This is a genomic window from Longimicrobium terrae (genome assembly GCF_014202995.1).
Classification (GTDB): domain Bacteria; phylum Gemmatimonadota; class Gemmatimonadetes; order Longimicrobiales; family Longimicrobiaceae; genus Longimicrobium; species Longimicrobium terrae.
In genome coordinates, this window is record NZ_JACHIA010000004.1 from 331,135 (window position 1) to 344,378 (window position 13,244).

General features: G+C 73.1%; 1 protein-coding gene. It reads left to right on the top strand.

Annotated elements, in window-relative coordinates; translation table 11 throughout:
- The first annotated feature begins 333 nt into the window (after positions 1 to 333).
- Positions 334 to 13,236, top strand: coding sequence for a non-ribosomal peptide synthase/polyketide synthase (locus tag HNQ61_RS10105; protein ID WP_170040269.1), 12,903 nt, complete (start codon positions 334 to 336; stop codon positions 13,234 to 13,236).
- Positions 13,237 to 13,244 lie beyond the last annotated feature (8 nt).

Below are 13,244 nucleotides of genomic sequence, written 5' to 3' on the forward strand. Positions count from 1 at the left end.
CATTTGGCGCCGGATCTAGACACACGACACAAGGCAGGCGCGGTACGCCCGGCCATCCAGGCGCGCGGGCACCCACCTGCCGAGCCCCATGCGAAGGCGGGTCGCGACGAGCGGGGACGCGCAACGGGATTCCCGCCGCCGTCCCCGCTGATCTGCTTCTGGCCCAGACCGCCCCGCGACCGGGGCAGGCCGCCGTGAGCGGCCTGTTCGCCCGCCCGTGCTCCCCGACGCCAACACCCGGTCGCGGCAACGGACCGGACCCGCCCGGCTCCCCCGCCCACGCCCCCCGCGGCGTGCGGCCGGGAACGACAACCCATCCTCAAAGCAGCGCTCATGAGCTCCGATCCGACCCTGACCAACCTCACGCTGGCCGAGCGCCGCAGGCTTCTGAAGATCGCTCTGTCCCGCGACCTCGAACGCAAGGGTTGGGAGCTTCCGTCCATTGGCCGCACGCCGCGGGAGGAGCGCATTCCGCTCTCCTTTGCGCAGCAGCGGCTGTGGTTTCTGGAGCAGCTGGGGGACCTGGGCAGCACGTACCACATCGCCAAGCGCCTGCGCCTGCAGGGCCCGCTGAACCGGGCGGCGCTGGGCCGTGCGCTGGACGGGATCGTGGCCCGGCACGAGGTGCTGCGGACCACGTTCGCGCAGGTGGATGGCGTTCCGGAGCAGCGCATCGCGCCCGCGGACTCCGGATTCCGCCTGGAGGAGCACGACCTGAGCGGACTCGCCGAAGCGGACGCGGATGCGGAGCTCGCCCGGCTGACCTTTCAGGAAGCGCGCGCGCGCTTTGACCTGGAGCACGGTCCGCTGGTGCGCGGCCGGCTCATCCGGCTGGCGGAGGACGATCACGCGCTGCTGGTGACCATGCACCACGTGGTCAGCGACGGCTGGTCCACCGGAGTGTTCTTCGGCGAGCTGTCCGCGTTGTACGGCGCGTACGCGAACGGGACGGAGGCGGCGCTTCCCGAGCTGCCGGTGCAGTACGCCGACTTCTCGGCGTGGCAGCGGCAGTGGGTGGAGGGCGACGTTCTGCGCGAGCAGTCGGACTACTGGACGCGGACGCTGTCCGGTGCGCCGGAGCTGCTGGAGGTGGCCGCCGACCGCCCGCGCCCGCAGGAGATCGACCACACGGGCGCGCGCGTGGACATGATGCTGGACGCGGCGCTGACGGCGGAGCTCAAGGCGCTGTCGCGGCGGCACGGGGCCACGCTGTACATGACGCTGCTGGCCGCCTGGGCCGTGGTGCTGGGCCGGCTCGCGGGTGTGGAGGACGTGATGCTGGGCACGCCGTCGGCGGGGCGGGGACGGCGGGAGATCGAACGGCTGATCGGCTTCTTCGTCAACACCCTCGCCGTGCGCGTGGACCTGTCCGGCGCGCCGACGGTGGCGCAGCTGCTGGCGCGGGTGAAGGCGCGGGTGCTGGACGGCCAGCACCATCAGGACATCCCCTTTGAGCAGGTGGTGGAGCGGGTGGATCCCGTCCGCAGCCTGTCGCACCACCCGTTGTTCCAGGTGCTGTTCGTCTGGCAGAACACCTCCTCCGGGGAGGGCGGGCCGGGGCTGCCGGGGCTGGCGGTGTCGGGGATGGGCGGCGACCGGCTGACGACGGCCAAGCTGGACCTGTCGCTCTCCATGTGGGAGTACGACGACGGCATCGCCGGCGGCATCACCTACTCCACCGCGCTCTTTGACCGGGAGACGATCGAGCGGTACACCGGCTACCTGCGGCGGGTGCTGGAGCAGATGGCGGCGGACGAGGGTCAGCGCGTCGACCGACTGGCCATCATGCCCGCCGAGGAGCGCGCGCGGGTGCTGGAGGAGTGGAACCGTACGGAGGCGGACTACCCGCGCGGCGCGTGCATCCACGAACTGATTGAAGCGCAGGCGGAACGTACGCCGGACGCCACGGCGGTGGTCTACGAAGGCGGGCGCCTCACCTACGGCGAGCTGAACGCGGGCGCCAACCGCCTGGCGCACCACCTCCGCTCGCTGGGCGTGGGGCCGGACGCGCGCGTGGCCGTGTGCGCGGAGCGTGGCCTGGAGACGATGGTCGGCCTCCTGGCGGTGCTCAAGGCGGGTGGCGCGTACGTGCCGCTGGACCCCACGTATCCGCCGGAGCGGCTGGCGTACATGCTGGCGGATGGCGCGCCGGCCGCGGTGCTGGTGCAGCGGGCCCTGCGCGACCGCGTGGAAGGCGCGGGCGTGCCGGTGCTGGAGCTGGATGCCCCCGCTCCGGCGTGGGCGTCGGAGGCGGACACCAACCCCGCGCGCGGCGCGCTCACGGCGGAGCACGCGGCCTACGTCATCTACACCTCCGGCTCCACCGGCACGCCCAAGGGCGTCGTCGTGCCGCACCGCGCCGTGGCCAGCCAGCTGGCGTGGGCGCAGCGCACCTGGTCGCTGGGCGCGCACGAGGCGGTGCTGCAGCGCATTTCGCTGAGCTTCGACGTCTCGGTCCGCGAGCTGTTCTGGGCGCTGGCGGTGGGCGCGCGCGTGGTGATGGCGGGGCCGGGGGGCGCGAACGATCCGGCCGCGCTGGTGGAGATCATCACCCGCGAGGGCGTGGGGGTGATCCACTGCGTTCCCACGCTGCTGCAGGCGCTGCTGGAGCACCCGGACGCGGGCTCGTGCACCACGCTCACCCGCGTCATGTGCGGCGGCGAGGTGCTTTCGCCCGCGCTGGCGCAGCGCTTTTACGAGCGGCTGCCGGGCGCGGCCCTGTATCACATGTACGGCCCCACGGAAACGACGGTGGCGGTCACCGCGGCCCGCGCCCGGCCGGAGGCGCTGCACGACCGCCTGCCGCTGGGCCGGCCGGTGGCCAACACGCGCGCGTACGTGCTGGACGGCCGCGGCGAGCCGGTGCCGACCGGCGCGGCGGGCGAGCTGTGCATCGGCGGCGCGCAGCTGGCGCGCGGCTACCTGGGCCGCCCGGACATGACGGCGGAGCGCTTCGTGGCGGACCCGTTCGCGGGGGAGCCGGGCGCGCGCATGTACCGCACCGGCGACCGCGCGCGCTGGCTGCCGGACGGAACGCTGGAGTTCCTGGGGCGCGACGACCACCAGGTGAAGCTGCGCGGCTTTCGCGTGGAGCTGGGCGAGATCGAGGCGCGGCTGCTGGGGCACCCCGCCGTGCGCGAAACGGTGGTGCTGGTGCGCGAGGACGCGCCGGGCGAGCAGCGGCTGGTGGCGTACGTGGTGGGCGGCGAGGTCGGCGCCGACGTGCTGCGGGCGCGGGTGAGCGAGACGCTGCCGGACTACATGGTCCCCGCGGCGTACGTGCGGCTGGACGCGCTCCCCCTCACCCCCAACGGCAAGGTGGACCGCGGGGCGCTCCCCTCTCCGGAGGGCGACGCCTACGTGGTGCGCGCCTACGAGCCGCCCGCCGGGGACGTGGAAGAGATCCTGGCCGCGATCTGGGCCGAGGTGCTGGGCGTGGAGCGGGTGGGGCGGCGGGACAGCTTCTTTGAGCTGGGCGGGCACTCGCTGCTGGCCGTGCGGGTGATCTCGCGCGTGCGGCAGGCGCTGGGGGTGCAGGTCGCGCTGGGCGAGCTGTTCACCCGCCCCGTGCTGGGCGACTTCGCCCGGGGGCTGGAGACGGGGTCGCGGGCGGAGCTGCCGCCCATCGAGCCCGCGGACCGCGAAGGCCGCCTTCCCCTTTCCTTTGCGCAGCAGCGGCTGTGGTTTCTGGAGCGGATGGGCGGGCTGGGGAACACCTATCACATCCGCTCGGCCCTGCGCCTGCGGGGCGCGCTGAACGCCGCCGCGCTGGCGGGCGCACTGGACGATCTCGTGGCCCGGCACGAGGCGCTGCGCACGGCGTTCGCGGAGGTGGACGGCCTTCCGGAGCAGCGGATCGCCCCGGCGGACGCCGGCTTCCACCTGGTGCGGTACGACCTGGAAGGGGAGCCGGACGCGGAAGCCGGGCTCCGCCGGGTGATGGCGGAGGAGGCGGATACGCCCTTCGACCTGGAGCGGGGGCCGCTGATCCGCGGCCGCCTGGTGCGCCTGGCCGCGGACGACCACGTGCTCCTGCTCACCCGCCACCACGTGGTCAGCGATGCCTGGTCCGGCGGGGTGCTGTTCGGCGAGCTGTCCGCGCTCTACGCCGCCCGTCTCGACGGGCGGGACGCGGGCCTCCCCGCGCTCCCCGTGCAGTACGCGGACTACGCGGCGTGGCAGCGGCGCTGGGTGGAGGGCGAGGTGCTGGAGGGGCAGGCGGCGTACTGGACGCGCACGCTGGACGGCGCGCCGGAGCTGCTGGAGCTGCCCACCGACCGCCCGCGCCCCGCGCGGCAGGACTTTGCCGGCGCGGTGCTTCCGGTGGAGCTGGACGACGAACTGGCGGAGTCGCTGCGGGCGCTGAGCCGGCGGAACGGCACTACCCTCTTCATGACGGTGCTGGCCGGCTGGGCCGCGGTGCTGGGCAGGCTCAGCGGCCAGGCGGAGGTGGTGATCGGCACCCCGTCGGCCAACCGCGGGCGGCGCGAGATCGAGGGGCTGATCGGCTTTTTCCTCAACACCCTCCCGCTGCGCATCGGCCTGTCCGGCGCGCCCACGGTGGGAGAGCTGCTGGGGCGGGCGCGCACGGCGGCGCTGGAGGCCCAGCAGAACCAGGACATCCCCTTTGAGCAGGTGGTGGAGCGGGTGCAGCCCGCGCGCAGCATGGCGTATCCGCCCGTCTTCCAGGTGCTCTTCGCCTGGCAGAGCGGGGGCGCGGGCGCGCGGGCGCTGGAACTCCCCGGGCTCACGCTGGGCGGGGTGAAGGGCCCGTCGGCCGCGGGGAGCTCCAAGTTCGACCTGACGCTTTCCCTGCGCGAAGTGGACGGCCGCATTTCCGGGCAGGTGGAGTACGCCACCGCGCTCTTTGACCGGGAAACGGTGGAGCGGCACGCCGGCTACCTGCGCAGCATTCTGCACGCCATGGCCGCCGCGGAGGACGGGCGCGTGGACCGGCTGCCCATGCTTTCCCAGGCGGAGCGGTGGCAGGTGGTGGAGGGATGGAACGCCACCGACGCCGATTTCCCCGCGGACGCCGCCGTCCACGAGCTGGTGCAGGCGCAGGCGGCGCGCACGCCGGAGGTGGTGGCGCTGGCGTGGGACGGCGGAACGATGACGTACCGCGAGCTGAACGCGCGCGCCAACCGGCTGGCGCACTTTCTGGCGGAGCGCGGCGTGGGCCCGGACGTGTGCGTGGGGCTGTGCGTGGAACGGTCGCCGGAGATGGTGGTGGGGCTGCTGGCCGCGCTCAAGGCGGGGGGCGCGTACGTGCCGCTGGACCCGGGATACCCGGAAGACCGGCTGCGCTACATGCTGGAGGACAGCGCCCCCGCCGTGCTCCTCACCCAGTCCGCGCTCCGCGACCGGTTCGCGGGGCTGACGGTTCCCGTCTTTTCGCTGGACGCGGACGCCGCGGCCTGGACGGACCGGCCGGACACGGATCCCCCGCGCGGCGGGCTGACGGCGAATCACCTGATGTACGTGATGTACACGTCGGGCTCCACCGGGCGCCCCAAGGGGGTGATGATGGGGCACCGCGGCGTGGTGAACCGCATGCTGTGGATGCAGGCGGAGCACGGCATGGGCCCCGGCGACATCCTGCTGCAGAAGACCACGTACGCCTTTGACGTGTCGGTGTGGGAGCTGTTCTGGCCGCTCTTTACCGGCGCACGGCTGCTGCTGGCCCGGCCGGACGGCCACCGGGACCCCGCGTACCTGGTGCGCACCGTACAGGAGAAGGCGGTGACGGACATCCACTTCGTCCCCTCCATGCTCCCCCTCTTCATGGAAGAGCCGGGGGCGGCGTCGTGCACCGGGCTGCGCCGCGTGTACTGCAGCGGCGAGGCGCTTCCGCCGGCGCTGGTGCGGCGCTTTCGCGAGCTGCTTCCCGACGCCGCGCTGCTCAACTGGTACGGGCCCACCGAGGGGGGCGAGGTCTCGTACTGGTACTGCGCGCCGGCGCCGCCCACGGGCGACGTGGTGCCCATCGGCTTTCCCATCGCCAACACGCGGCTGTACGTGCTGGACGGGCAGGGCCAGCCGGTGCCGCGGGGCGTGGCGGGCGAGCTGTTCATCGGCGGAACGGCGCTGGGGCGCGGCTACTGGAACCGCCCCGCGCTCACGGCCGAGCGCTTCATCCCCAACCCGTTCGGCGAGCCGGGCTCCCGGCTGTACCGCACGGGAGACCTGTGCCGGTGGATGCCGGACGGCGCGGTGGAGTACCTGGGCCGCAACGACTTCCAGATCAAGATCCGCGGCTTCCGGGTGGAGCTGGGCGACATCGAGTCCCGCCTGGTGCAGCACCCCGCCGTGCGCGAGGCGGCCCTGGTGGCGCGCGAGGAAGCGCCCGGCGACTGGCGGCTGGTGGCCTACTACGTCGCGGACGAGCCCGCGCCCGTGGAGTCGCTGCGCGCGCACCTGGGCGAGGCGCTTCCGGAGTACATGGTTCCCGCGGCCTTCGTGCACATGGCCGCGTGGCCGCTGACGCCCACCGGCAAGCTGGACCGCAAGGCGCTCCCCGCGCCCGCGGGCGACGCCTTTGCCATCCGCGGCTACGAGGCACCGGTCACGGACACGGAAGCTGTCGTCGCCGGGATCTGGGCGGAGCTGATGCGCACGGAGCGGGTGGGGCGGCACGACCACTTCTTCGAGCTGGGCGGGCACTCGCTGCTGGCGGTGCAGGTGATTAGCCGCGTGCGGCAGGTGCTGGGGGTGGAGGTGGAACTGGGCGAGCTGTTCGCGCGGCCCGTGCTCAGCGACTTCGCGCGCGAGCTGGAAACGGCGGCGCGGTCGGAGCTTCCGCCTATCGACCGGGCGGACCGGGACGACCGTCTTCCGCTCTCGTTCGCGCAGCAGCGGCTGTGGTTCCTGGAGCAGCTGGGCGGGATGGGCGCGGCGTACCACATCCCCCTGCGCCTGCGGCTGCGGGGCGCGCTGGACCGGGAGGCGCTGCTGCACGCGCTGGACGGCCTGGTCGCCCGGCACGAGGCGCTGCGGACGACGTTCGCCCGGGTGGACGGCATCCCGGAGCAGCGCATCGCGCCCGCGGACGCCGGGATGCGCGTGGCGGAGGACGACCTGCGCGGGCGGGAGGACGCGGAGGCGGAGCTCGGGCGGGTGACGGGGCGGGAGATGGCCGCGACGTTCGACCTGGAGCACGGGCCCGTCATCCGCGGCCGGCTCATCCGCATGGCGGACGACGACCACGTGCTGCTGCTGACCATGCACCACATCGTCAGCGACGGATGGTCCATGGGGGTGCTCAGCGGCGAACTCGCCGCGCTGTACGCCGCCCACCGCGACGGGCGGGACGCGGGTCTGCCCGCGCTGCCGGTGCAGTACGCGGACTACGCGGCGTGGCAGCGGCGCTGGGTGGAGGGCGAGGTGCTGCGCGACCAGGAGGAGTACTGGACGCGCACGCTGGGCGGCGCGCCGGAACTGCTGGCCCTGCCCACCGACCGCCCGCGCCCGGCGCGCACGGACCACGCGGGGGCGGTGCTGGGGGTGGAGCTGGACGCGGAACTCACGGCGGGGCTCAAGGCGCTTTCCCGCCGGCACGGCACCACGCTGTACATGACGCTCATGGCGGGGTGGGCGGCCGTGCTGGGCCGGCTTTCCGGGCAGGCCGACGTGGTGATCGGCACCCCCGCGGCCGGCCGCGGGCGGCGGGAGATCGAAGGGCTCATCGGCTTCTTCGTCAACACGCTGGCCGTGCGCGTGGAGATGACGGACGCGCCCGCCGTGGGCGCGCTGCTGGAGCGGGTGAAGGAGCGCACGCTGGGCGCGCAGCATCACCAGGACATCCCCTTTGAGCAGGTGGTGGAGCGCGTGGACCCGGCGCGCAGCCTGTCGCACGCCCCGCTCTTTCAGGTGATGTTCACCTGGCAGAACACGCCCCGGGGCGGCGGGATTTCGCTGCCGGGGCTGGACGTGGGCGGCGTGGGCGCGGAGATGGTGGACATCCGGGCCAAGTTCGATCTGTCGCTCACCCTGCGCGAAGCCGGCGACCGCGTCGTCGGCAGCCTGAAGTACGCCACGGCGCTCTTCGACCGGGAGACGGTGGAGCGGTGGGCGGGCTACCTGCGGCGCGTGCTGCGGGAGATGGCCGCGGATGAACACCAGAGCGTGGATCGCCTGGCGCTCCTGCCGGACGAGGAGCGCACGCGGGTGCTGGAGGCGTGGAACCGCACCGACGCGCCGTATCCGCGCGAGCTGTGCACGCACCAGCTGTTCGAGCAGCAGGTGGAGCGCACGCCGGATGCGATCGCGGTCAACGGAGAAGACGGGACGCTCACCTACGCGGAACTGAACGCGCGGGCCAACCGGCTGGCGCATCACCTCATCGGGCTCGGCGTCGGTCCCGACGTCCTGGTGGGGCTGTGCATGGAGCGCGGGCTGGAGATGGCCGCCGGCGTGCTGGCCGTGCTCAAGGCGGGCGGCGCGTACGTGCCGCTGGACCCGGATTACCCGGCGGACCGCCTGCGTTTCATGGTGGAGGACAGCCATCCCGCCGCCCTTCTTTCGTCCGGCGTCCCCGAGTCGCTGGTGGATGGACTGACGGAGGGAAGCGCCATCCCCGTCATCCGCATCGAGACGGACGCGCACGCATGGGCGGACCGGCCGGAAACCAACCCGGCGCGCACGGATGTTCATCCGGAGCACCTGGTCTACTGCATCTACACCTCCGGCAGCACGGGCAGGCCCAAGGGGGTGATGAACCACCACGGCTGCCTGGTGAACCGGCTGGTCTGGGGCGCGCGGGAGTGGACGCTGGGGATGGATGACGTGGTGCTGTGCAAGACGTCGCTCAGCTTCGACGGGCACATCCGCGAGATGTTCCTCCCCTGGAGCGTGGGCGCGCGGGTGGCCATGGCGCGTCCGGGCGGCCAGCGCGATCCGGACTACCTGGTGGACGTGATCCGCGCCGAAGGCGTGACCACGATGAACATGAACGCCTCCATGCTGCTGGTGATGCTGGAGCACCCGCTGCTGGAGCGGTGCACGTCGCTGCGGCAGCTTCTGGTGGGCGGCGAGGCGCTTCCCGGCATCGGGCTCACCCGCCTGCTGGAGCGGCTGCCGGGGACGGCGCTGCACATCACGTACGGTCCCAGCGAGGCCGCCACGGCGATGACGGCCATGCACTGCGGGCCGGAGCAGGCGCGCGCCACGGTGCCCATCGGCCGCCCGACCGCCAACTCGCGCGTGTACCTGCTGGACGCGGCCGGCGGCCCCGTCCCGGTGGGCGTTACGGGCGAGCTGTTCATCGGCGGGGACAGCGTGTGCCGCGGCTACCTGGACCGCCCGGCGCTGACCGCGGAGCGCTTCGTCCCCGACCCGTTCGGGACGGAGCCGGGGGCGCGGCTGTACCGCACCGGCGACCTGGGCCGCTGGCTGCCGGACGGAATGATGGAGTTCCTGGGGCGCAACGACTTCCAGGTCAAGGTGCGCGGCTTCCGCGTGGAGCTGGGCGAGATTGAGGCGCGGCTTCGGGAGCATCCGGGCGTGCGCGAGGTGGTGGTCATCGTCCGCGAAGACGCGCCCGGCGACCGGCGGCTGGTGGCGTACTGCCTGGCGGACGCCGCGGTGGAGAACGCCGCGCTGCGGGCGCACGTGGGTGCACGCCTTCCGGACTACATGGTTCCCGCCACCTTCGTGCGGCTGGACGCGCTGCCGCTCACGCCCAGCGGCAAGGTGGACCGCGGTGCCCTTCCCGCGCCCGACCACGCTTCGTCCGCCCGCGCGTACGAGGCGCCGGTGGGACACGCCGAGCAGGCGCTGGCGGAGATCTGGGCCGAGGTGCTGCGCGTGGACCGGGTGGGCCGCCAGGACGACTTCTTCGAGCTGGGCGGGCACTCCCTCCTGGCCGTGCAGGTGGTGTCGCGGGTGCGGCAGGCGCTGGGCGTGGAGATCGCGCTGAGCGAGGTGTTCGCCCGGCCCGTGCTCGGCGACTTTGCGCTGGAGGCGGGACGGTCCGCGCGTACGGCGCTGCCGTCCATCGAGCGAATCCCGCGCGACGGCGCCATCCCGCTCTCGTTCGCGCAGCAGCGGCTGTGGTTCCTGGAGCAGCTGTCCGATCAGGGAAACACCTTTCACATCCCCCACCGCCTGCGCCTGCGCGGGGCGCTGGACCGCGGGGCGCTGCTGCGCGCGCTGGACGCGGTGGTGGCGCGCCACGAGGTGCTGCGCACCACCTTCGCGCAGACGGACGGCATTCCGGAGCAGCGCATCGCCCCGCCGGACGCCGGGTTCCTGCTTCGCGAGCACGACCTGGCCGGCACGGCCGACGCGGACGCCGAACTGCACCGGCTGATGGTGGCCGAAGCGGAGGCGCCCTTTGACCTGGAGCGGGGGCCGCTCATCCGCGGGCGGCTGGCCCGGCTGGCGGATGAGGACTACGTGCTGATGCTGACCATGCACCACATCGTCAGCGACGGGTGGTCCATGGAGGTGCTCACCCGGGAGATTTCCGCCCTCTACGCCGCCTTCCGCGAGGGGCGTGACGCGGGCCTGCCCGCGCTGCCGCTTCAGTACGCGGACTACGCGGCGTGGCAGCGCCGCTGGGTGGAGGGCGACGTGCTGCGCGAGCAGGCGGACTACTGGACGCGCACACTGACCGGCGCCCCGGAGCTGCTGGAGCTGCCCACCGACCGCGCGCGGCCGGCCCGGGTGGAGCCCGCCGGCGCGCGTGTGCGGATGGTGCTGGACCCGGACGAGACGGCGGCGCTCAAGGCGCTGAGCCGGCGCCACGGCACCACGCTCTTCATGACGCTGCTGTCGGGGTGGGCCGTGCTGCTCAGCCGCCTTTCCGGGCAGGAGGACGTCGTGATCGGCACTCCCATGGCCGGGCGCGGGCGCCAGGAGATCGAGGGGCTGATCGGCCTGTTCGTCAACACGCTGGCGCTGCGGCTGGACGTGTCCGGGCCGCGGACGGTGGCGGAGCTGCTGGAGACGGCCAAGGCGCGGGCGCTGGAGGCGCAGCAGAACCAGGACATCCCGTTTGAGCAGGTGGTGAACCTGGTGGACCCGGCGCGCAGCCTTGCCCACAACCCGCTCTTCCAGGCGATGTTCACCTGGCAGAACGTGCCCGATGGGGACGGGGTGTCGCTGGCGGGGGTGGCGGCGGGCCGGGTGCGCGGAGGTGCCGTGCAGGTGCAGTCCAAGTACGATCTGTCGCTCACGCTGTGGGAGGCGGACGGAGGGATCGCCGGCGGCGTGACGTTCGCGACGGCGCTCTTCGATCCGGCCACCGTGGAGCGCTGGGCGGGCTACCTGGGCCGCGTGCTGCGCGAAATGGCGGCGGACCCGTCGCAGCGGCTCGACCAGATTTCCTTCTTGCCCGACGCCGAGCGCGCCCTGGTGGTGGAGGAGTGGAACCGCACGGAAGCCGCCTACCCGGCGGACTCGTGCATCCACGAGCTGTTCGAGGCGCAGGCGGCGCGCACGCCGGACGCCGTCGCCCTCGTCTCCGCCCGCGGTGAGCGGATGACGTATGGCGAACTGAACCGCCGCGCCAACCGGCTGGCGCACTATCTCAGGACGCGCGGCGTGGGACCGGACGTGCGCGTGGGGCTGAGCGTGGAGCGCAGCACGGCGATGGTGGAAGGGCTGCTGGGGATCATGAAGGCGGGCGGCGTGTTCGTCCCGCTGGATCCGGGTTACCCCCGCGAGCGGCTGGAGTACATGCTGGCGGACAGCGCCCCCGCGGCCGTTCTGGCGCAGGGCTCGGTGATGGCGAACGTCGCCGCCACTCTGTCCGCGCTGGGCCGCGACGTCCCCGTGCTGGAGCTGGACGCGGCCGCGCTGGCGTGGGCGGACGCGCCGGAGACGGATCTGGATCGCGGCGGCCTCACGCCGCAGCACCCGGCATACGTGACGTACACGTCGGGCTCCACGGGGCGGCCCAAGGGCGTTCCGTCCATCCACCACAAGGCGCTGAACCTGATCCACTGGTACGGCCGCGAGTTCGGGATCACCGATCGCGACGCCGTGCTGCTCGTGATGTCGTTCAGCTTCGACGGCACGTACCGCAACCTGTTCGCTCCGCTCTTCGCGGGCGGGCAGCTGCACCTTGCCGCCGAACCGTTCGACCCGGCGGGGATCGTGGGGCAGATCGCGTCCGGCGGCATCCGGCTGGTGAACTGCACGCCCTCCGCATTCCAGGCTCTTGTGGAAGCGGACGCGGATGGCGCGCTGGCGGGTCTGCGCACGGCCGTCCTGGTGGGCGAGGCGGTGCAGCCGCGCAAGCTGATGGAGTTGCCGGAGCCGCGGCCAGAACTGGTCAACCTGTACGGCCCCACCGAGTGCTCCGGGATCGTCACGTACCATCGCCTCGCGCCGGACCTGTCCATCTACCTGACGGAGCCGGTGCCCGTCGGCAGGCCGATCCCGAACGGGCGCATTTACCTGCTGGACCGCACGGGGAGCCCGGTGCCGATCGGCGTGGCGGGCGAGGTACACATCGGCGGAACGCCCGTCGGGCGCGGCTATCAGAACGCGGCGGGGCAGACGGCGGAAAAGTTCATCCCCGACACCTTTGGTGAGCCGGGAGCGCGGCTGTACCGCACCGGCGACCGGGCGCGGTGGCGGGCGGACGGAACGCTGGAGTTCCTGGGCCGTCTGGACACGCAGGTCAAGGTGCGCGGCTACCGCATCGAGCCGGGCGAGATCGAGGCGCGGCTGGCGGCGCACGATGCCGTGCGCGAGGCGGTGGTCATGGTCGGCGAGGACGCGGAGGGCGAACCGCGGCTGGTGGCGTACTGGCTGGGCGATGCGGTGGATGCGGAAACGCTCCGCGCGCACCTGGGCGAGTCGCTGCCCGGGTACATGGTTCCCGCCGCGTACGTGCGGGTGGAGCAGTGGCCGCGGACGCCCAACGGCAAGCTGGACCGCCGCGCCCTCCCCGCCCCCGAGGGCGATGCGTACGCCACGCGGGCGTACGAGGCCCCCGCCGACGAGACGGAGCAGGCCCTCGCGGAGATCTGGGCGGAGGTGCTGCGGGTAGAGCGGGTGGGCCGGTGGGACAACTTCTTTGAACTCGGCGGGCACTCGCTTTCCGCCGTGCAGGTCGTGTCCCGCGTGCGGCAGGTGCTGGAGGTGCAGGTGGCCCTGGGCGATCTGTTCACGCGTCCCGTCCTCAAGGACTTTGCGCAGGAGATCCTGGACGCGCAGCTGGCCCAGGTGGACCCGGAAGAGATGGCGCAGCTGATGGCCATGCTCCGCGAGTCCGGCGCGGGATGATGCTCCGC